At 31.9% G+C, this 20696-nt stretch carries 23 protein-coding genes; 3 read left to right on the top strand and 20 right to left on the bottom strand.

Annotated features, from left to right (window positions below; genetic code table 11):
• Window positions 1–34: 34 nt before the first annotated feature.
• Both bsdtw1_RS07305 and bsdtw1_RS07300 read right to left on the bottom strand, forming a co-directional pair.
• Entirely contained in the window at window positions 35–556 is a 522-nt protein-coding gene (locus bsdtw1_RS07305) for a nitroreductase family protein (RefSeq protein WP_183276931.1), read from the bottom strand.
• Window positions 557–740: 184 nt separating this feature from the next.
• The gene (locus tag bsdtw1_RS07300; protein ID WP_183276930.1) at window positions 741–1784 is read right to left on the bottom strand and encodes an NADH:flavin oxidoreductase; all 1044 of its coding nucleotides are present in this window, start codon (window positions 1782–1784) and stop codon (window positions 741–743) included.
• A 234-nt stretch (window positions 1785–2018) separates the two neighbouring features.
• On the opposite strand from bsdtw1_RS07300, the gene bsdtw1_RS07295 reads away from it, so the two are divergent.
• On the top strand, window positions 2019–2612 hold the full coding sequence (locus bsdtw1_RS07295) for a TetR/AcrR family transcriptional regulator (protein ID WP_183276929.1): 594 nt from the start codon (window positions 2019–2021) through the stop codon (window positions 2610–2612).
• Window positions 2613–3174: 562 nt separating this feature from the next.
• Here the strand turns inward: bsdtw1_RS07295 and bsdtw1_RS07290 are convergent.
• From bsdtw1_RS07290 to bsdtw1_RS07200, 18 genes are all read right to left on the bottom strand, one after another.
• Window positions 3175–3993 carry an alpha/beta fold hydrolase gene (locus tag bsdtw1_RS07290; protein WP_183276928.1) on the bottom strand — a complete coding sequence of 273 codons (819 nt, stop codon included), beginning with the start codon at window positions 3991–3993 and terminating at the stop codon, window positions 3175–3177.
• 114 nt (window positions 3994–4107) lie between these two features.
• Window positions 4108–4734: a TetR/AcrR family transcriptional regulator gene (locus bsdtw1_RS07285; protein WP_183276927.1), complete on the bottom strand. Its 627-nt coding sequence runs from the start codon at window positions 4732–4734 to the stop codon at window positions 4108–4110.
• A gap of 208 nt (window positions 4735–4942) precedes the next feature.
• Window positions 4943–6124, bottom strand: coding sequence for a GNAT family N-acetyltransferase (locus bsdtw1_RS23440; RefSeq protein WP_244638122.1), 1182 nt, complete (start codon window positions 6122–6124; stop codon window positions 4943–4945).
• A gap of 111 nt (window positions 6125–6235) precedes the next feature.
• Window positions 6236–7093 carry a metallophosphoesterase family protein gene (locus bsdtw1_RS07270; protein WP_183276926.1) on the bottom strand — a complete coding sequence of 286 codons (858 nt, stop codon included), beginning with the start codon at window positions 7091–7093 and terminating at the stop codon, window positions 6236–6238.
• 1 nt (window position 7094) lies between these two features.
• Window positions 7095–7562: an NUDIX domain-containing protein gene (locus tag bsdtw1_RS07265; RefSeq protein ID WP_183276925.1), complete on the bottom strand. Its 468-nt coding sequence runs from the start codon at window positions 7560–7562 to the stop codon at window positions 7095–7097.
• A 32-nt stretch (window positions 7563–7594) separates the two neighbouring features.
• Entirely contained in the window at window positions 7595–7888 is a 294-nt protein-coding gene (locus bsdtw1_RS07260; RefSeq protein ID WP_183276924.1) for a hypothetical protein, read from the bottom strand.
• A gap of 21 nt (window positions 7889–7909) precedes the next feature.
• A complete protein-coding gene (locus bsdtw1_RS07255; protein WP_183276923.1) occupies window positions 7910–8314 on the bottom strand; it encodes a GNAT family N-acetyltransferase in 405 nt (134 codons plus the stop codon).
• 67 nt (window positions 8315–8381) lie between these two features.
• On the bottom strand, window positions 8382–9146 hold the full coding sequence (locus bsdtw1_RS07250; RefSeq protein ID WP_183276922.1) for an SDR family NAD(P)-dependent oxidoreductase: 765 nt from the start codon (window positions 9144–9146) through the stop codon (window positions 8382–8384).
• Between the two features lie 237 nt (window positions 9147–9383).
• Window positions 9384–10007: a response regulator transcription factor gene (locus tag bsdtw1_RS07245; RefSeq protein ID WP_183276921.1), complete on the bottom strand. Its 624-nt coding sequence runs from the start codon at window positions 10005–10007 to the stop codon at window positions 9384–9386.
• Entirely contained in the window at window positions 9988–11088 is a 1101-nt protein-coding gene (locus bsdtw1_RS07240; protein ID WP_183276920.1) for a sensor histidine kinase, read from the bottom strand. The genes bsdtw1_RS07245 and bsdtw1_RS07240 overlap by 20 nt, the downstream gene beginning before the upstream one ends.
• 158 nt (window positions 11089–11246) lie before the next feature.
• Complete coding sequence (locus bsdtw1_RS07235; RefSeq protein ID WP_183276919.1) at window positions 11247–12356, bottom strand: ABC transporter permease; 1110 nt, start codon at window positions 12354–12356, stop codon at window positions 11247–11249.
• Window positions 12353–13513, bottom strand: a complete 1161-nt coding sequence (locus bsdtw1_RS07230) for an ABC transporter permease (RefSeq protein ID WP_183276918.1) — start codon at window positions 13511–13513, stop codon at window positions 12353–12355. The genes bsdtw1_RS07235 and bsdtw1_RS07230 overlap by 4 nt, the downstream gene beginning before the upstream one ends.
• 9 nt (window positions 13514–13522) lie before the next feature.
• Window positions 13523–14455, bottom strand: coding sequence for an ABC transporter ATP-binding protein (locus bsdtw1_RS07225; protein WP_183276917.1), 933 nt, complete (start codon window positions 14453–14455; stop codon window positions 13523–13525).
• Window positions 14456–14655: 200 nt separating this feature from the next.
• Window positions 14656–14817, bottom strand: a complete 162-nt coding sequence (locus bsdtw1_RS07220) for a polynucleotide phosphorylase (RefSeq protein WP_183276916.1) — start codon at window positions 14815–14817, stop codon at window positions 14656–14658.
• A gap of 90 nt (window positions 14818–14907) precedes the next feature.
• A complete protein-coding gene (locus bsdtw1_RS07215) occupies window positions 14908–15981 on the bottom strand; it encodes a DUF6602 domain-containing protein (RefSeq protein WP_183276915.1) in 1074 nt (357 codons plus the stop codon).
• A 122-nt stretch (window positions 15982–16103) separates the two neighbouring features.
• A complete protein-coding gene (locus bsdtw1_RS07210) occupies window positions 16104–16796 on the bottom strand; it encodes a tyrosine-protein phosphatase (RefSeq protein ID WP_183276914.1) in 693 nt (230 codons plus the stop codon).
• Window positions 16797–16888: 92 nt separating this feature from the next.
• Window positions 16889–17614 (bottom strand): hypothetical protein, encoded by a 726-nt coding sequence (locus bsdtw1_RS07205; RefSeq protein WP_183276913.1) that lies wholly within the window; start codon window positions 17612–17614, stop codon window positions 16889–16891.
• A gap of 45 nt (window positions 17615–17659) precedes the next feature.
• Window positions 17660–18232, bottom strand: coding sequence for a GNAT family N-acetyltransferase (locus tag bsdtw1_RS07200; RefSeq protein WP_183276912.1), 573 nt, complete (start codon window positions 18230–18232; stop codon window positions 17660–17662).
• 503 nt (window positions 18233–18735) lie between these two features.
• Here bsdtw1_RS07200 and bsdtw1_RS07195 point away from each other — a divergent pair.
• Both bsdtw1_RS07195 and bsdtw1_RS07190 read left to right on the top strand, forming a co-directional pair.
• Window positions 18736–19515, top strand: coding sequence for a class I SAM-dependent methyltransferase (locus bsdtw1_RS07195; RefSeq protein ID WP_183276911.1), 780 nt, complete (start codon window positions 18736–18738; stop codon window positions 19513–19515).
• Window positions 19516–19736: 221 nt separating this feature from the next.
• Window positions 19737–20597, top strand: a complete 861-nt coding sequence (locus tag bsdtw1_RS07190; RefSeq protein ID WP_183276910.1) for an alpha/beta hydrolase — start codon at window positions 19737–19739, stop codon at window positions 20595–20597.
• The last annotated feature ends 99 nt before the right edge of the window (window positions 20598–20696 follow it).

Here is a 20696-nt window from a genome sequence, read left to right as displayed (position 1 = left end):
TATTATCAACATTATTCTTTAACATAGCCTAAACTTAAAATTTATTAAAATGAAGTTTTTCATACTTCAAAGCCCCTTCTTCATAAGGCTTTTTTTCCTCTCCAGGATAGCCAATAGATAAAATGCATTGAACACTATATTGTTCAGGTATCTCCATTAATTCTTTAATATATTGCTCTGCTGTCTCTTGTTCTGTACGGAATCTTTTTCTTACTTGTATCCAACATGATCCAAGTCCTAAGTCATGTGCTGTCAATTGCATAAAAGTTGCTGCTATGGATGCATCTTCAACCCATACGTCACTTGCAGTATTATCTGCTATAACTATAATCGCTAAAGGTGCATCTGCTAAATAACGAGGACCTGGTTCTCTGCACAAAGAAAGTTTTTGAAGCAATTCTGCATCAGTAACAGCTATGAATTGTAGTGGCTTTCTTGACATGGATGATGGTGCAAGTAGAGCACTTTTAAGAATTATATCTATTTTCTCCTTTTCTACTTCTTTATGCTCATATTTTCTAATACTTCTTCTAGTTTTTAATTGTTCTAACAACATAATTATTCCTCCTAATTTAATACTTTTCAAACATTCTATTATATTATTTAAAAAGTATCAATCTATTTAATTTTAAGGATAATTGCATACACTAAAAAATGTGCCATTAAGCTCCTAACTTATGGCACATCTTTTTGTTTTATTTTCTATATTAATCTTGAAAACAATTATTTATAAATTTATTCTACTTTTTTAATACACATCTTCCCATACTTTCTGGTCTGTTACAACCATTACATGAAACACATTTTACTCTGCTTGTATCTCCATTTTCCCAGCGTTTAATAAAATCACTTTCAGCAATAAATGGTCTTGAGAATGAGAAATATTCAATAGAAGTTTCATTTAATATGGCTTCCATAGCTGTATAATCTCTGTTTCCTCCAACTAAGATAACTGGAATATCAACTTCTTTCGCAATTTCCGCAGCATAATCCTTAAAGTATGCTTCTTGTTGTGGTTTAAAAGTATGAGAACTGCCGCTTATCTCCACTGCATTTACCCCAACCTCTTGTAGCTTTTTGCAAACATATTTACATTCTTCAAAAGTCATCCCTTGCTCTATAGCATCACTACCATTTATCTTTATTAGAATTGGATAGTCTTCTCCTACCATTTCTCTTACTTCCTTACAAGTCTCTATAATCATTCTAGCTCTATTTTCGATATTTCCACCATACTCATCTGTTCTACGATTATAATATGGAGTTAAAAACTGACTCAAAAGAAAACCATGTGCTGCGTGAAGCTGTACACCATCAAAACCTGCTTCTTTACTTCTTAGTGCTGCGGTAGCAAATGCCTTTTGTATATATTTAATATCTTCCTTTGACATTTCCTTAGGTACGATTTTTGATATAAGATTCGGTACGGCACTTGGACCTAAAATATCCCCTTCTTCTGACCCAATTAGCGAACCAAAATATGCAATTTGTAGTATGATATTGGTTTCTAAAGCATGGACTTTATCTGTGAATTTTTTTAGTTCAGGTATAAAAGAATCATCCTCTATACTAAGCATATCAAAGAACGGAATCCTATAATCAGTTATCTTAGCGTTGCCTGTTATTATGGTTCCGACACCACCTCTAGCTAACTCTTCATATGCTGCAAACATTTCCTCTGTTGGGTGACCACCCTTAATAAAGCCATCACCAGTAGCAGATCTAATAAATCTGTTCTTTAATTCTAACTTTCCTATATTTGTTTTATCAAATAATAATTTCATGTTATTCTAGCTCCTTTTACATAATTTTAAGATAATTGAACCGGATATCCATTTAAACTTATAGCTTTTAATATCAATGCCACATCTCCAACACGTGTTGTCAAAGTAGTCTCTGCATGTTATTATAATAATATCGATAAGAAGCTAGTTCAACCAACAAAACCTAAGTTCTGTCGGTTAACTCATCAAAGTATTAAAAATGATGGAGAAACATTTTATTAAGAGGTATGACAAATGACACCTGAAACTAAGAAAATAGATCCAAGAGCTGCTAGAACTCGTATTTTAATACAAGATGCCTTTCTTTCCTTAACAAGGGAAAAGGTTTTTGAAGCAATAACCGTAAAAGATATAGTAGAGAGAGCTAATATAAATAGATCCACCTTTTATGCACATTTTGAGGATAAGTATATTCTTCTAGATCAGTTACTTTCAGAAGCCTTCTCCTCTGGGATATCTAGTAAATTTCAATCTGATGTACAGTTAAATGAAGATACACTAAAAACTTTAATAGTGGCTATGTGCAGCTATCATGAGAATATCAGCAATCACTGTAATATGGTTTATAAATCAATTTCTTCTTATATGGATAATAAAACACAGCTTAAACTTAAGGAACTTATTGCTCTTATGTTAACTAACACTACTAGCTTCGGTGTAATCGAGCAAGAAAATTTAGATTTACTATCCATAATGATAAGTAATTCAATATATGGAGCTACTAGCTACTGGTATAGTAAAGGGAGACATGTTTCAGCCAAAGAACTTTCACATAATATATTACCTTATGTAATGCCTAGTATTGAGATGTTCACGTCTAGAAGATAGTATTTTTATAATAAAACTTCGATCGGAAATCTATTTTTAAAAGCTAATTTAATATATGCAATAAAACCCACGACAATACAAAACTATATCGTCGTGGGTTTATATTATAGAGGAGTGTCTATACTTTCACTAAAAAATCAATTATGGTGCATTTTTCTACATTAAGCTTTTAATAAGTACACCATATTAATTTTTACTCTTTAATTTTACTGCACTATAGCTTAAAACAAATATATTAACGAGCATTACGGAACCTAAAATTCTTAAAGTTAGATCTTGAAGTGGAGCCACAAACCGATTGACACACATGAATAATATGGAAATTATCATTATAATTAAACTTATTATGAACACACATTTGTTTTTCATTTACTATTTCCATCCTCATCAATCTCAATTTTTACAATAATTTACTACTTTATATTAACATTATTATGCTGGATTATAGTAAAAGTTCCATGAATTAATACTGTTTACACTTAAATCGTCCCATATATATGCTTATAATCTAACTTAAAACTGAAAATTAATACCTTTCCTAATTTCATCTGTTATGGATGTATCACTTCGTAATGAAACTTACGTTTATAAAGTCAATGATCAATTTATTTACCATCTCTGGATTATCCTGATTGGAGTTATGTGCTGCATGGTCGATAAAATGAAGTGTACAATTGCTATCACTTTTTGCCCACGGCTCAGCAATCTTTTTAATATTGCCTGTTTTTTCATCTGAACCACAAAGTAATAACACAGGATTTTTAAACTTGAATTCTGGATCATAATGAAGACATTTTGTTAAATCTGTCATAATATCAATAAAGGTTTCTTTATCAATCCTTTCAAAACAATTCTTAATATATTTTTGTACACTTTCTTTGTTTGCACAAGCATTAGCACTCTGCTTTATAAGCAGCTTCCAGGGATAACAGTTAAATATAAACTTACTAGATTTTAGAGAACATTTTTCTATAAATGTGAGTTTTCCTGTGTTTTCGGTACAATCAATAAGTACCAATTTTTCTACTAGCTCTGGATAATAGTAAGCTATCTCCTGGGCTAGATTGCCACCCATTGATTGTCCTATAAGAACTGCTTTATCAATGTTGTAAATTTCATATAGTTTTTTACAGTCGCTAATCATATCTTTAAACTGAAACTTTTGTCCTTGCTCGAATCTAGACAAACCGTGACCTCGACAGTCCCATGCAATTAAGTTGTAGGTATCATCAAATGCCTTAAATTGCTCATTGAACATTTCATGATCAACACCTGCTCCGTGAAAAAACAACACCCACTTATTGGTCATTCCCTTTCTATACCAATAATGAATATCACAATTAATATTTTTGAATACCAAATGTCTAGCTTGATTTTCCATACATAACTCCCCTTATAAAGATGAACCAATTCGATCCGAAATATATTTTTAAAACTCTCACGGATTCTGGTGAGAGAATTTAAAAATAATAAATTTTATTACGAAGTGGTTCATCTATAGCTTAGTCAAATATTCTTCCTTGTAATAATATTTTTTCAAACAATTCATCATAACCTTAAACTCATTTATTTTCTCCTGCATCTTCGAAATATCTAAATCTTCCAGTCCTCGCATACATCCTTCTGCAACAGAGAGAACTATATCAAACAGTATTTCTACATCCTTTGGATTTTTAAATTTATCATAATCGATAATATTCAATATCTCCTCTTCCTTAGTTTGCAGCATTATTTTTTTCTTTTTATCTATCTCAAGCTTTATATCTTCAAAGGTTTCATAATATGCTCTTGTGATAAACTTATACAAATACGGATAGTCATGAATGATTTCCATTCTACGTTCTATAGTTTTATTTATTTGCTGAAAAAAGTCCTTAATTTCCTTATTAATACTTTTTCCCTTAAGTTCATCAACAAAATCAACAGCAGTATCAAATAAAAATAGATAGTATTCTTTTTTATTTTTAAAATAATAAAACAGTAACGATTTTGAGATATCAGCTTCATTAGCAATTGCAATCATCGAAGCTTTCTTATAGGGATATGATGAAAATAGCTTGTATCCAGAATTGAGTAACCTTTTTTGTTTATCTGATGGTAACTGAAAATATGCTTGATTCATAATATTCTCCTTAATATAGGAATCCTTTATAGAGTTCTTAGCTCAACTATTAATTTATACATGCCTGAAAATCCCCAGAAGCCGGGATTTTCAAACAAGTATAAATTAAGTTTCGACATAGGAACTCTTTAGACCAAAACGGTCAGTAGATTAATTTTATTTTAAATCTACTGACCGTTTTTTAGAAGACCTTAAATTTATAAACCTATCAATCCCACTGTCCTGGAAATCTTAGTTTTTCTAGCTTAGGGAATTTTTTATTGTATTCTTCTACTTCTTCCTTTGGAAGATCTACAAAAACTTCTGATTCGTAGAATTTCCCTTTAATATCTTTCATGCTATCTTTTGCTAGTTCAAATCCCATAAATGCATCAAAGTTTTTTCCATCAGCAGTTGTAATATTAAAATTGTCACAGGTTTTAAATCCTATTCTAGGATAATATTCTGGTTCACCGAAAATTACGATTCCTTTGTAGCCTTTATCTGCGGCTAATTTCATTGTTTCCCGAAGTAGCAATTCACCAACTCCACAGCCCTGCCATTTAGGTTCTACACAAAGAGGTCCAAAGGTTATGATTTCATGTGTACTTTCACCATCTATAACTTTTGCCTTTGAATACATTATGCATCCTATTACTTCCCTATTCTTTACTGCTATTCTGCTAAGCTCAGGAAGGTAGTCTTTATCTTGTCGTAATTTATGCACGAGGTAATGTTCGTCACATCCAAGATGATGTTTGTTCCAAAATGCATGCTGTGTCATGAGTTCTACATTGTACCAATCATCTCTTGTCTCCATTCTAATTTCAACTTCTTCACGGTTTAATCTTTTCTTTTCTTCTGGAAACCATCCAAACTCTAACCTTACTTCTTTTCTTTTTAGATCATTATTTCTGTAGCAGCATGTATCCATACCAATCAATGTAAAGCCTTCATGCTGATAAAAATCAACTGCATTAACATTGCAAGACTGAGTTTCTAGTATAATAGCTCGGCGACGTTCTCTTCTTGCCTGCTCTTTTGCCATTTCAATTAAAGCATGACCTATTCCTTGCCTTTGATATTTCTCTGATACCCAAAGTTCTGTGATTCTTAGACGATTAGACCATAACTCTTCATCAGTTTCAATTGTAGCAATTAATTCATCGTCTACCATTACTCCCCAAGCATAAGCATTTTCCCAGTGATCTTGATATAACTTATCTGGGAAATCACATTCTTCAGGTGAATGAGTTACTGGCTCATTAAAATCTTTCTTTTCTATGTCAATAGCAAATCCTTTGTCTGTTTTATTTACTGTAACATCGTAATATTTATCTGTTGTATACTTTATAGGTATTATAGTTCCCTTCCATTTATCTTTTGGTAAATGTATAATTTCATAATCCATTCTCTTTACCCTCTTTTTTATATTAGTTATTGTCTTAGCATGATATAGATGTGCTTAGTTCGTATATCTAAACTACTTCATGTAGATCATTATTACAATCACTATCAAAACTCAAAGTATTAATTCTCTTACGGCCTTCTCCCAATATTCTTCAGGGATATCAGGCCAAACACAACTACCAGTTTCTTCTCTACATATCTCCATTGTTCTTGATAAAACTCTGCTATGAGATATATTTCCTCCTTGAAGTATACTTTCAGTTACCCTACTCCAAAAAGGCGCATGTTCGTACAGCTTAGCTTCATGCATTTCTTTTATTACTTTCGAAGTGTCATACTGAAGACTTATAAATTCCTCAGACCATATTCCATCACTTCCGTGCAATATCAAAAACTGTGTCTTTCCTTCACCAAAAAGAGATACCCCTACAGCCCCAGGATTTAGAACACATTTATCATTATGCACTATCTTCCTTTGTACATGGGAATGTCCACATAAAATGATCGGTGTTTTTACCCTATTAATCACTTTCATGGTTCTCACATCATTTGGTAACATTTTTTCATTTATCTTTTCTGGTGAACCATGGCAAATTGTGATTTCTGGCACCTCACCAAATTTTATTTCTCCTACCGACTTGAGTTTAGCAAAAAATTCCAAATCTCTATTTGTAAGAGAGTTGTATGCATATAGTAATGAACCACTGGCTGAATTTTTGTCTTTCCAGCCCTTTTCACCTTCAGCATTATATTTAAGCCAATAATCTTCCTTATTTCCCTTTATAAAATAACATTTATATCGTTCATTAATCTCATATAATATCTTCATTGTTCTTTCTGGGTACGCTAATTCTCCAATATAATCACCCAGAAATATAAACGTATCGATGTTTCTTGAAAATGCATATTCAAGGCAGCGCTCTAGTGCAATGTAATTGCCATGAATATCAGATAAAACTGCTATATCCATTTTAAAACACATCCCCTAAATATAATGGAGATATAACATTCCCCTGTTCATCAAAAACTCTTTTTAATGCCTCAGGATACACTGTCTTCTCCTTAAGCTCTTCGTGCTTTAACCACTGAAATCCTATTTGGTCAGGGTCAATATTAGTAGCTTTTGATAAATCAAGTGGTGTTTTTAATTCACAAAAGAACATGCATTCAATTCTATGTATTTCAGAATGTAAATCAGCAAACTTATGATTTTTCCCAATATACTCGCTAACAAGTGCAACGTCCTTTACTTCTACTTCTGCTCCAAGTTCCTCCAGACATTCTCTTTTTAACGCCTCTGCATATGTTTCCCCGGCTACTTGTCCACCTCCAGGCAAAACATAATATACAATTCCAGTTCTCTTTGAAAGATATTTTACAAATAATATTTTATTATCTTCAACTATTATGGCTTTGGCAGTATTTCTTAACTTTATCAATGTTCACCCTTCTCTCTAAAGCATAAATTTGACTATATAAAATGAAAAATAATCAATAAAACCAATATCTCTCTTATTATATTAATTATTAATCCTTTAGAAATCCCTTCTTCAAGAAACTTTATTACATAGTTGTATATTACATCACATATAAAGAAAAATACTGCTATAACCATACAAAACACAAAAACATATTTTAACTGCTCAGCTGAGCCAACTGCAACCATATACAAAATAACTGTAATTGCAATTAATGCAAATGCCATGGACATCAAATGTATCTTTCTTAACTTATCCTTAAAACTGTCGCTCACTTTTCTTCTCATCTATACACCTTCCTAAATTAACTATCTAATATATCCTACCATGTTCATATCCTCTAACTTTTTAAGTTTGAAGGATTGATAGAATTTATTATCTACAATATCTTCTATATCAGTTACAACCATAAACATTCTTACCTTTGAGTATTTCTCCATTATTGTTTTGAACAGATATGTACCAATCCCCTGCTTTTGATACTCTGGTTCAACAATTAAATCTTGTACCATCAAAATATGTTCTCCATCTCCAACACATCTAACAAAGCCAATAAGCTTACAATCATCAAAGGCTCCAAGGATATATAATGAATTATCAAATGCTCTTCTTAGTTTTTCATCATCTTTCAAATAAGCATTCCAAGATTCCTTTTTGTAAATATCCTTTATTGACTCAAGCATGGATGAGTCAATTTCCTTATAGTTAATCATTAATTCAGTCCTCACCTTTCAAATCGTTATTTGATTCACTGACAAAACCTTTGTACTTTCACTATTTCTAAATATACTCTTGGACTCTTTTAACCCAAGCATTCATAAGCAATTTTTGTGGAAGCACTTTAGATAGGAAATGCAGGTACTTTACATACAATGTGCAAACTGACATATCCTTTCCTCTCTTTGCATCTTTCATAGCTTTTATTGCAACCATTTCTGCTGAAACAATACCATCAAACTTTACCTTTTTGCCGTTTATTTCTTTCTGCAATAACTCTGTATCAACCCAGCTCGGACATACCGCAGTTACTGTAATACCTTTGTTTTTCAATTCTATATTCAATGCTCTAGAATAAGCTCTTTCAAAGACCTTTGTTGACGCATATAAATTAAGATATGGTAAGGGCTGAAAGGATGATGCAGAGGATATGTTAAGTATTCTACTTCCACTTTTCATATATGGAATACACAAGTTACATAGAATAGCAAGTGCACTGCAATTTATCTTAATAGTATCTTCAATTTCTTTTATGGCAAACTCATCATAAGTTCCCATCTTTGCAATTCCAGCATTATTGATTAAGAATGCTATAACCGGTTTTTGTTCTTCTATAATTTTACCTATGGAAATCAACTCTTCTGTTTTAGATAAATCCTTTGAGATAGTAATTACTTTATCCCCTAATTCATCTTTTAAAGCTGCTAGCTTTTCTTTATTTCTAGCTATAGCCCAAACTTCGTCTACTTTTTCTTCAATTAATAACTTTGTAAATTCTCTTCCGATACCACCACTAGCTCCAGTAACAATTGCAATTCTCTTCTCCATACACTTCTCCCCTCATAAATAGCTTGAATAGATATGTCACTGTAAAAAATCCAAATTTACTCTTTAATTATACATTTACCTAATTATATACCATACATCTGTAAATATTCAAATATATAGAAAAACCAAACAACATTATAGGTGATTACTGTAATATAAAAGCAAAAAGAGCAGTATAAACACTAACTTAAATAGTATTTATACTACTCTCTTATATTTAAATTGATCCCATAATCCCTAAAAATTCTTCAAATAAAATATAGCCAGTTGTGTCCTATCCCTAAGGCTTAGTTTTTCTAGAATATTAGTTATATAGTTTCTCACTGTTCCTTCGCCCAAGAAAAGCTTTTCCGCTATTTCCTTGTTGGACATTCCTTCAGCAATTAAAGCTAAAGTCTCAAACTCTCTTTCGGACAGTCCAAAGCTTGAAGGTTTATTCTTCTTCTCTTCTTTTAGCATCCCTGTGATTGAGTTAATTATATCTTTTTCGAACACTGCATTTCCTTTGAATACAGTCCTAAGACTGTCAATAATGCTATCCGAAGATTGATTTTTTAGAATGTATCCTTCAGCTCCATTAATTATTGCTTCTCTTATATATTCATCATCTTTAAAGGTAGTGAGCATTACTACTTTTATATGTTGAAAGCTTTCTTTTATAAGTTTAGTACCAAGGACTCCATCCATTATAGGCATGCGAATATCCATAAGTACTATATCTGGATGCTCTACCTTACAAAGTTCAAAAGCTTCCATACCATTTTTTGCTGTACCTATTACCTCCATGTCTGCTTCAAGATCTATAAGCAGCTTTAAGCTGTCTCTTATTAAGCCGTCATCATCAACTATTATTACCTTCATTCAATTCTTCCCCCTTATCTCTTTCAAGTGGAATTATATAAAGTATTATAAAACCATTTTCTCCGCTAAAGGATACATTACCTCCAAGATTTTTGATCCTTTCTCTTATACCCATTAGACCAAAGCCCTCCTTAAGGCTTGCACACCCTTCTCCATTATCTTTTATGTATACTCTTACAGCCTTATCCATAACATCAATTTTAATATCTATCGAAGTTGCCTTAGAATACTTATAGGCATTTGTCAGTGCTTCTTTAATATCTGAACTTATAGTTTCAAGAACATTTGCGGGAAGACTTTTAAAATCTCCTGAAGGTTTAAAGTTCACCGTGCAGTAATTAAAATTATTAATAATGCTTTCTATATACTCAAGCCCCAGTGGACTGCTTGGCCTGATGTTATGAACTGTATTTCTCATAACATCTAAGGAATCAGACAATCGTACGATTGAGTCCTCAAGAAGACTATCGGACTTTTCTATATCCCTAGTCTTAAGTTTTTGCACTACCTGAAGCTGAAGTAAAATACCTGCAAGACTGTGTCCCACGGTATCATGAATCTCCCTTGCAATCCTGTTTCTCTCTCTAATTTCTGCGATATAAGCCGCCTCTTTAGCTGAGTTTAAGAGCTTCTGCTTTGCAGCTTCAAGCTCATACCTATATCTTCTTTCATTATCATAAGTTTCTTTAAAAGAACTTATATTATCTCTAAACTTTAAAGTAAGGTTTCCAACTATGAAAGCCATAAAGATTAGAACTAATACTTCAATACTATTATTAGGTCCTGAAAAATAAATAGCGAGTAATGCTATGGGTAAAGCAAAATACCTAAAGTCTTTACTTCCTGCATCATATGCAATGAGGGCATATAGAAAGGTAAAATTAGAACTGTATGAACATCCTAAGGTTATAACTATAGCTTCTACTATAAGAATCTGCCAAGTGACCTTGTATTTATGCTTAAATATATTAACAGCAGCTATTAAAAGAAGCAGTGAAACCTCAAGAGCCGATGCACTTCCTTGAATTATAAACTTACCTATCACTGCTGCAAAAATTAGTATCCTAATTAAATACTCCATATTCCTCACCTTTTAAGTTCTCTTCTTATTAAAATAGATTCATTGATTTATTTTAAAACTTACATTTTAAACTTTCTCACCAGAAGCGGTTAGCGTTTGATAAAAACAAAAAAACAACCTGCATAATAATATTATACAGGTATTGGAAATTTTTTTCATTAAACATTTTCTGAGTATACCTTCCCCCAGGAGGAGATCATGAAAAATACTATTGTGAATAATAAAAGCACTCCAAGTTCCATAGCTACAGACGTTATTGAAGAATTAGTAAGTAGTTTATCTATACCATCTGTAAGCCAATATGCTGGTGTAAACTTTCCTATTGTTAGTAGTACATCAGGCATATATTCCTTGGGCCAGAAAAGACCACCAAGCATGCCTATTAAAGTTGTAGCAACCATTCCTAAAGTTGCAGCTTGTTTAACATTTCTTGAAATACTTCCTATGGCAAGGGACAACGCAACGCAGGTAGCAGCATAAAGTGCAAATATAAGATACATATTTATTTCAGATGCTCCAAGCTGAACCTTATATATCCTTGTCATGAACTGAAAAGTCACACTTATTTGTACAAGTAATACAAATAAAAAGCTTAAAATATTTTGCAGCATATAGCTTAGGTTTTTCAGAGGTGAAGCAAACATTCTGATGTAGGTATTATTTTTCTTGTCTTCAAGAATAAGATTAGTTGAGAAAGTTGCAAGCAAAAGCATAGTATAACCTAATAGCCCTAAAGCAATCTTTTCTTTTTGACCATCTCCACCATTATCTCCAATAATAATTTTCTCAGTGTTAAACTTACCCTTCTCATAGTCCTTCATCGCAGAGTAAAATAATTCTTTATTTCCTTTTGTATTATTAGAAATATTCTTAGCTGCACTAATATAGTCTTCTATATATAACTTAACGGAAGAAGCTATGTTTACCTCGTCAGCTCTGTAGGTTTTAAGCTTCACATCCTTACCATTTAACATATCTTCTGTAAAACCTTTATCTATCACAATGCCATAGGCTAGGGATTTATTCATAATAGATGTTTTCATAATATCTTCATTCATAATCTCTACATCACTTTTTCCCTGAAGCCCTTTTATAAAACTCTGAGTAAACTCTGTATTGTCCTTATCTACAATTCCTACATTTACACTGATTCCATTAGTACCTAAATAAAAAGCAATAATTACAAAAACTATTGGTGCACCAAATATTATCACTCTATTTAATCTTCTCTTAAATATCCTTTTTAAATTTGCAATGAAGATTGTCATCTTACTCTCCTCCTTTCAACTGTTATAAAACCTATAAATAACAGTACTGCAGCGGCCCAAAGCATTGAAATATATCCAAAAGTATTAAAGAAATGGATATTTACACTGTAGTTATTTGAATATATTACGTTGAATAAAGCTGCTTGAGGATAAAAGTTTGGTGAAAGATGCATCATCACAGATTCACCTAACTCTCTAGTCAAAAGTACCGCATATCCACCTGCACCAAAAGTAAAAACATTATTTAAGATATTTAATATTCCAGAAGCTTTGCTTCCATTCCCCACAACCATAGCAACAAACATTCCAAATACAGTAGAAAACACTGCGGCGCTTATTACAATAATTGCTATCATTCCAAAGTTGTTTCCCCAGTTTACTTTATAAACAAATTTACTGAAGACTATGATAATTACTGCCTTGATAAATATATCAAAAACACAGCCAATGATTTTTCCTATTAATCTTTCATAAGACTTTATAGGAGTTGACTTGATTCTCACAGACACATCATAAAAATAATCCTCTGAAATCACATCACCAGCAAAGCCTGCAGAACTCATTATTGCTAAAACAAGCATGGCTACGGCGTAATAATCTATGCCTCTTGGAGAATTTCCTTCAGTAGAAAGTACACTTTCATCCACTGCCTTGTACCTGGTGTAGCTAAGGCTGTTACTTGAATTAAGCTTAGCTATTGCCATTATTGTATTACCAGCAGAATTATAGGCGTCTACTATATTTTCAACTATTGTATTTTTAAAATCAGCATATTTTGTATTGTAAATTTCAATAGTAGCTTCTTTTCCATCTTCCGTTTTTTCCGAATAATCCTGTGGCACAAGTAAGAGAGAAACTGCTTTTTTATCATTAACTAATTTTTCTCCTTCTTCTATTGAAGTTACCACTTTAACATTAAGTATCTCCTTAATCTCTTCATCTTCAAGGAATCTGTCAAACTCTTTTCCCAAAGTGCCACTATCAAGATTAAGATAACATATATCAAGCTTATCTAACTCTGTACTCTGAAAACGGCTATTAAGTGCAGTTCCAAGTATTATAATCATAAGAATAGGCATCAGAATAGAACTAAGTAATGCTTTCTTGTCCCTTAAATTTCGTTTAATAGTATTTAAGGCTATATATAATATATTCATTTTCCCCTCCTAATCTCTTAACTTTCTTCCAGTAAGGGTTAAGAATACCCCTTCAAGGCTTGGCTTATCAACATCTATACCTACTATTTCACTACTTGAATTGTTAATTGAATCTATTATCCTACTCAAGTTCTTGCTGCCCTTTTGTGATATAACAGTAAGCCTCCTATCCTCAAGTACGCAATCTATAACACCTGATATTCTCTTAATCTGCTCAATCATTGTATAATTCACATTTGAAAGTGTAACAGTTACCTTTTCTTCAACATCTATAAGTGACTTCAACTCATCCTTGGTTCCCTTTGCTATGACCTTTCCATGATCCATGATAGTTATATCAGAGCATAGCTCCTCTATCTCCTCCATATAGTGTGAAGTATAAATCACTGTAGATCCACTTTCATTGAGCTTTCTCACTGAATCTAGTATGTGATTTCTTGATTGAGGATCTATTCCCACAGTAGGTTCATCCATTATTATAAGCTTTGGCCTATGAACAATAGCACAGGCTATATTCAGTCTTCTCTGCATTCCACCAGAGTATTTGCTTGGATAATCTTTTTTCCTATCTGAAAGTCCTGTGAATTCTAGAGCTTCCTCAACCCTTGATTTTAATACACTACCTCTAAGTCCATAAAGCCTGCCAAAAAACTCTAAATTCTCATAAGCTTTAAGGTCATTAAAAAGAGCAATATTCTGAGGAACTATCCCAATATTCCTCTTAATCTCCATCTCATCCTTATCTAAACTTTTACCAAAGATCTTGACCTCTCCGCTGTCTATTTTGCTTAGTCCCAAGATAGTATTTATAGTTGTAGTTTTACCTGCGCCATTAGGTCCAAGAAGCCCAAATATCTCTCCTTCTTTTATTGATAAACTTAAATTATCTACTGCAATAAAATCCTTGTATCTTTTAACAAGATTCTTAATCTCAACAATCATCTTTTTAATACCTCCAACCGTCTTTTCTAATCTTATAATACGTTAATAGAGGTAATGAAAATAGTGAGTTAAATTACTTTTGAATATGACAAATGTCATTTTGGATAAAAACTTATTCTAAACACTTAAAATCATTAGGTTTATGTAAGGTTAAAAACTTATATTTTCCTGTACAATAAAAAAAGACACCTAAGTGTCTTTTAGCTTTTAAACTTCTCTTCCTTTTCCATAACCATGAAATAGAAATCAGTTCCAAATTCTTCGTTAAATTTTAGTTCTACTTCTCTCAAACGACTAACTTGTTCGCCTTGCATATTTGCATATTCCATAGGCTTAAGCTTTTCTAAATATTGTTGCTCCATATAAAAACCTCCCTTGAAATAATCCATTTTGTATAACTTTCCCCTATAAACTAATTAATATTACTAGTTTTAAATTCCATTAAAAAGCTTTTATTTCTTGTCCTCTATATTAAGTAATGCCTTAAACTTATTCGGCATCTCCTTACCTTTAGAATTAATATCTTTCAAAACCTCTAAAATTCCAGATAAATCCACATCCCCTTTTTTAGCTTTAGAATTTAACTCATTAAAAAAATAGTTATTATCTGAAAAGTCTTTTGGAGATAGATTCATTATTAGCTTACTAACAAATAATGCTTCTTCAATATTTGAATCCATTTCGTACATTGTCCATTTTTCACCCTTATATTCCACATACAATTCATTAAACCTATTGTCTTCAGTTAATTTCTCCTCTGATGCATCACTAATACATATGTAATCAACAATTCTTTTTTTTAATTTAGCTTCATTGTCTTTACCATCATTATATTGCTCTTTTAATTTTTCAATAGCTTTCTCAAACATAGCGCTTTCTCTGTTTACACCTTTTAATGTTCCCGATTTATATAAACTTTCCAAATGGTCAAATAATTCTTCTTTTGTTAATGAGTCCAACTTAGTCTTTATTACTGCAATTTCCGATCCATCTTTTTTATTTGGGTTAATACTTTTTAGTGGTAAGCCAAGTACTCCATAAACTATACTTTGCTTAATTTTTTTTATTTCTTTGATTTCATTAGAAAATGAAAAGAAACCTACAAAGGGCCTTTGATAGTTAGCTTTTTGTTTTAATGCAGTTTCCAGTTTTTCAATATTATTACCTAACCTTACTAGAGCTTCATGTAACTCATCTTGCGTAGCTGTTGATTTCACTTCAATTATCCCACGTACAGCCTCTGGTGTAACAACTACTAAATCACCTTCTTTAAACAATGTTGGATATCTGGAATCATACAGAAGTATATCTATTTGACTTGAATTTACATCACTCTCAAATTTTATAAATCCGCTGGCTACCTCAATGGTTCTTGGAATTCTCGCCCTTATTATATTTTTTAGAATTTGCTCCTTATAAATCCCATTACTATTATTATGCTTTATTAAACTTTCAAAAAATTTTTCTGAGCTATGTATTTGTTTTGAAATTATCTCATGATAATTTTTTCCAACTATTGCATCCACAACTTCATCCCCCTCAAAAATACATTAAAGATCTTGTGTTATTGTAATTTTCAAATTTCTAATTTGTCATCATAAAGCTTCGTTGTAATTTTATATAAAAATCTCATTACACTCTGCCCACTTTAAAAACCAATCAACTTCTCTTTTAACTGCATTACTTCATTATCCTCTAAACCAATCTTCGAAAAATACTCTTCCACTGAATTATATTTTTCAAGGAACATATCCAAAAACTTCTCCATGTGCTCCATTTTAGGAGTAATAATATTTATATCTACATTATTATTGCTTTTACAATACTGCTGTAACATAGAGTTTAAGTATACTTGTGAGATATGGTAATCAGCCAAAATATCCGTTTTAGAAACACCTGCTAAGAGCAGTAATAAAGCTGAAATTACTCCTGTTCTATCTTTGCCAGCGGTGCAATGATATAGAACTCCACCTTTAGCTTTTGAAAATAGTCTCATGGTATTTAATATAGTGTTTTGCTCATCCACCATTTCAAAGTACGAAATAGGAACTTCTTCTACACTTGCAGGTAAATATCCATCTCCATGAATTTTTGAATGATAGTACTGAAAATCATTATGATCTTTCAATGCACATGGTTTACTTTGAGCCTCATCATCACTTCTTAAGTCAACAATTGTTGTTATATTATTTGATAATAACAGCTGTATATCTTCATCTGATAACTTATGTGGCACATCACTACGAACAAACGCCTTATATGCTGTTGCTCTTCCATGATCTATTGGATACCCACCTAAGTCACGGGTATTAAGAGTGCAGCTTAATAAAAATCTGCGCATAGATTCACTTCCCTTTTTTAATATTTTTGACTAGTACTTTTTCATCAGGTGTATATTTAAATGTCCATTCTACCCGAAAATTCTAATACAATCTATTTACTCATTGCCTTCATCATTTCAAATAAAGCAGGAGACATAGACGTCATTAGAATCTGAATACCTGTTGCTAAATCTAAAACACCGTGTCCTATCATCAATGGTTGGAGTTTTCTCCTGTTGTAATAAATAATTCCTAAAACACTCATCAAAGGCAAAAATGACAAAAACCTAAACAGGATATGTTTCCAATCAAATAATAGCGGTATAAAACTATGCTGAAGTTCATAGAAAAACATTGGATATACAATTGATAATATTTTATTACCTGTAACTTTTTCAATCCCATTTAGTGCATATCCAAAATATAAAGGTAGTTCAGCAAACACTACTGTTAGTGGCAAAAGTATAACATTTATTAACGCAATCCAAACAGGAATAGGTTGTACCATTGTTACAGGAACATAACCATAAATCATAAATCCGAATCCATACATTCCACCCATTCCTAATATAAGCATTATAATTACAATCAACAATGTATATTTTAGATTGTTTTGACCCTTTTGGTACCCAATTAGTTTTCTATATGAATATCCTTCACTTTTGCAAACTGCAGCTAATACAACTATAGTAATAATATTGCAAACTGTACATATCACTGACCACCACTTACTTGCTTGTTCCAATGATTTATCGGTTACTATTGTAAATAACAGTCCCACTATTATAAACAAGATGCTTCTGAATAAGGGTAATATAAATGGATATCTTTTCTGCATTAAATCAACTCCTCACAGTTAGCTAACATTTATCTTTTTTTCATCCTACAAATCCAAATACCATATAAGCTGAACTTCATCTCTAACATCTATATCTTTATAATAGGCATATTCATCTATCTTTCCTAATACCGCTCCCTGTTTATAATAAAATCTACAAGCTGGTACATTATTATTTTGACATTCTATCTTCATTTGTTTGAAGCCCTTTGATTTAGACCACTTAACAGCTTTTGTAAATAGCTCTGTGCCTATCCCCTGATTTTTATATCCATCATCAACTCTTATATCCCATAGCACACTCATATCATCTCTACCATCAAGCATATTCACATTCTCTGTTTTGGAAGAAATGGTAGCTGCACCTATAGGCACTTCATCATCAAAAGCCATGAAAAATGCCCAGTTTGTGATATCAAACTCCTTAGCATATTCTGTAGCCTTTTCATATTTTCCTAAATCCTTAATATGCTCTTTAACAGGAACTTCTTTTAGCAAAATTCCACCTAGTCCGTTATCCACCTTTTCTAATCTCAATATGCTTTTTACTTGAACAAGCATAGGAATTTTATCATATTGTTCAAAATAGGATTCATCAATTTCTCTATATGTGATCATCTATGTTCTATCTCCTCTAATAACATTAGAATTAGGTGCTGTTAAGGCACCATTTTGAAATTAACTAAGTTGTTTTTTTAAGCTATTTGTTAAACATATAGTAATTGTACCATAATATTACAAAATATTGTGGTTAAAAACAGAGTTGAGTAAATAGGAAGGTATGTGATCATTTTGCTAGAGCCCTAAACTACTAGTGCAACGAAGATCAAAAATTTATTGTACAATCTCATACTCACACTAAATTAAAGGATTTTACAATAAAGAATGAATTTATGTTTAAATCATATTAAATGTTTAAATATTTATAATTATTATATATAATTAGGTAAGGTTTAATTGTAAAATACTGGTCAACAACATAGATGCTGATATCGTTGTTTTTGATTTTTACTTTTCATAGTAGATTATCAAGGTAATATCCCTTATATCATATTAAGTAAAAGATACAATGGTCTTATGATGATTATTAAAACTGAGATTAAATAATTGGGGGAATAAAAATGGAAAATGAAATCCTAAGGTTTTATCATGAGTTTAATGATGAAAGTGAACGTTTAGAATCAAATCCTGGTAAAGTGGAATACATTACTACAATGACTTATTTGAATAAAGTTATCCCCAAAAATAGCAGCGTTTTGGATGCATGTGCTGGGTCTGGCAAATATGCATTTGCACTTGCTAAAGAAGGACACAGTATTGTGGCAGGAGATTTAGTTGATGTTAATATTAATATGATTCGTGAGCATCAGAAAAACACACCATTGCTTAAGGATATTTATGAAGGCAGCATTTTAGATTTATCACGTTTTGAAGATGAAAGTTTCGATGTTGTACTGAATTTTGGGGCTTATTATCATATATGTGATGATTTAGAACGAGAGAAAAGTATATCAGAAAGTTTGAGAGTGTTGAAGAAGGGTGGAATTTATGCATTAGCATATATCAATAGATATGCTAATTTTTATGGGCATTCCGAAGAAATGTTGTTAAACTTTGATATGTTTGAATATTATATGCACAATGGACATTTAGAAAATTCTAATCTTTTTTATGCTTCATCACCAGAAATGGTCGAAAATGAAATGAAAAATTTTAATCTTAAACAACTATACAATGTTGCTTCTGATGGGCCATTGTTTTGCATGCGAGATACTCTTAATAAAATGACAGAAGATACTTTTGACAGATATGTCAGAATGCATTTAAATATATGTGAAAACAGAACTACGTTAGGCATAAGCGAACATGGCTTATTTATAGGAAGAAAAAAAGAAACTTAAAAATGATAATTCTATTGCATCTACAAGGTGGTATAATTTTGTTATGAAAAATATGGGAAGTGATACCTGTGGTGAAATAGGTTACTTAAAAGGTTGGAATAGTAAATAAATTAATTGCATCAATTAGAGATACAGTTGTGGAGATATGCAAACCGTTATATGATATATCGCGAAAAGCCGCGGTCATCCGAGCCGCAGATTAAAATGGGAGGATAATATCTATGGGATTAAAAGATATAAAACTTTGGGAAAAAAATGTTCCTGATGCCGACTTAATTTCTACTATTGGGGACTTGAATAACGAAGGGTTACCTACCCTGACCCCTTATTTATTAAAAGGTGAGAAACCACGCCCTGCAATTATTGTTTGCCCGGGAGGATCATTTCAATTTAGAGCTTCTAATGAAGGAGAACCAATTGCAAAATGGCTAAATCAAATAGGAATAAATGCTTTTGTTTTAAATTATAGGTTTGCTCCTTTTACTCCATTTACTTCAACAAAAGATGCAGTACGAGCAGTTAGGTATATTAGGTATCATGCCCAAGAATTTAATATTGATCCGGAACGAATCGGCATGATAGGATTTTCAGCTGGCGGTTATCTCACCTCTTTTGTAGGAACTCATTTTGATAACGGAATTATAGAACCGGATAGTCGAAATGCGCAAATTATGTCGATGCTTTTGGGAGAACCAGATTTTAACGATCCGATTGATCAAACGAGTTCTAAACTTAATGCGATCATTTTATGTTATGCTGAGACATCCCCCTTTTCTAAGGAAAAATTACCGCCAGATTCTCTATTAACAAAAGATATTACAGTGGATGAATTTATAGACTTTACTTCAAATCATAAACATGTTACAGCAAAAACACCACCGACTTTTCTATGGATTACAGCAACCGATCACTGGAATTTTCAGCGCCAAAACTTACTTTTTGCTCAAGCTCTAAATAAGCTAAATCTACCATTTGATTTACATATATTCTCCAAAGGTCCCCATGGTTTAGGATTAGGTGAGGATGAACCTACGGTAGCAATCTGGCCAAAACTTTGTGAAAATTGGCTTCAAGGATTATAATATTCCGTTTATTAATTCCATTCTTGTAATATCAGCATGGGAAAATGAACGCTTCATTGGGGCTGTGAGGTGTTGAGCGATAAAATGTTCAGATCTATA

Origin of the sequence: Clostridium fungisolvens, assembly GCF_014193895.1 — a bacterium.
Classification (GTDB): domain Bacteria; phylum Bacillota; class Clostridia; order Clostridiales; family Clostridiaceae; genus Clostridium_AR; species Clostridium_AR fungisolvens.
Note: the sequence above shows the minus strand (reverse complement) of the source record. Positions and strands in the feature narration are given on the sequence as shown.

Coding starts and splice junctions, on each gene's coding strand:
- bsdtw1_RS07305 (WP_183276931.1), bottom strand. CDS start 556: ATGTTGTTAGAACAATTAAAAACTAGAAGAAGTATTAGAAAATATGAG.
- bsdtw1_RS07300 (WP_183276930.1), bottom strand. CDS start 1,784: ATGAAATTATTATTTGATAAAACAAATATAGGAAAGTTAGAATTAAAG.
- bsdtw1_RS07295 (WP_183276929.1), top strand. CDS start 2,019: ATGACACCTGAAACTAAGAAAATAGATCCAAGAGCTGCTAGAACTCGT.
- bsdtw1_RS07290 (WP_183276928.1), bottom strand. CDS start 3,993: ATGGAAAATCAAGCTAGACATTTGGTATTCAAAAATATTAATTGTGAT.
- bsdtw1_RS07285 (WP_183276927.1), bottom strand. CDS start 4,734: ATGAATCAAGCATATTTTCAGTTACCATCAGATAAACAAAAAAGGTTA.
- bsdtw1_RS23440 (WP_244638122.1), bottom strand. CDS start 6,124: ATGGATTATGAAATTATACATTTACCAAAAGATAAATGGAAGGGAACT.
- bsdtw1_RS07270 (WP_183276926.1), bottom strand. CDS start 7,093: ATGGATATAGCAGTTTTATCTGATATTCATGGCAATTACATTGCACTA.
- bsdtw1_RS07260 (WP_183276924.1), bottom strand. CDS start 7,888: ATGAGAAGAAAAGTGAGCGACAGTTTTAAGGATAAGTTAAGAAAGATA.
- bsdtw1_RS07255 (WP_183276923.1), bottom strand. CDS start 8,314: ATGATTAACTATAAGGAAATTGACTCATCCATGCTTGAGTCAATAAAG.
- bsdtw1_RS07250 (WP_183276922.1), bottom strand. CDS start 9,146: ATGGAGAAGAGAATTGCAATTGTTACTGGAGCTAGTGGTGGTATCGGA.
- bsdtw1_RS07245 (WP_183276921.1), bottom strand. CDS start 10,007: ATGAAGGTAATAATAGTTGATGATGACGGCTTAATAAGAGACAGCTTA.
- bsdtw1_RS07240 (WP_183276920.1), bottom strand. CDS start 11,088: ATGGAGTATTTAATTAGGATACTAATTTTTGCAGCAGTGATAGGTAAG.
- bsdtw1_RS07235 (WP_183276919.1), bottom strand. CDS start 12,356: ATGACAATCTTCATTGCAAATTTAAAAAGGATATTTAAGAGAAGATTA.
- bsdtw1_RS07230 (WP_183276918.1), bottom strand. CDS start 13,513: ATGAATATATTATATATAGCCTTAAATACTATTAAACGAAATTTAAGG.
- bsdtw1_RS07225 (WP_183276917.1), bottom strand. CDS start 14,455: ATGATTGTTGAGATTAAGAATCTTGTTAAAAGATACAAGGATTTTATT.
- bsdtw1_RS07220 (WP_183276916.1), bottom strand. CDS start 14,817: ATGGAGCAACAATATTTAGAAAAGCTTAAGCCTATGGAATATGCAAAT.
- bsdtw1_RS07210 (WP_183276914.1), bottom strand. CDS start 16,796: ATGCGCAGATTTTTATTAAGCTGCACTCTTAATACCCGTGACTTAGGT.
- bsdtw1_RS07205 (WP_183276913.1), bottom strand. CDS start 17,614: ATGCAGAAAAGATATCCATTTATATTACCCTTATTCAGAAGCATCTTG.
- bsdtw1_RS07200 (WP_183276912.1), bottom strand. CDS start 18,232: ATGATCACATATAGAGAAATTGATGAATCCTATTTTGAACAATATGAT.
- bsdtw1_RS07195 (WP_183276911.1), top strand. CDS start 18,736: ATGGAAAATGAAATCCTAAGGTTTTATCATGAGTTTAATGATGAAAGT.
- bsdtw1_RS07190 (WP_183276910.1), top strand. CDS start 19,737: ATGGGATTAAAAGATATAAAACTTTGGGAAAAAAATGTTCCTGATGCC.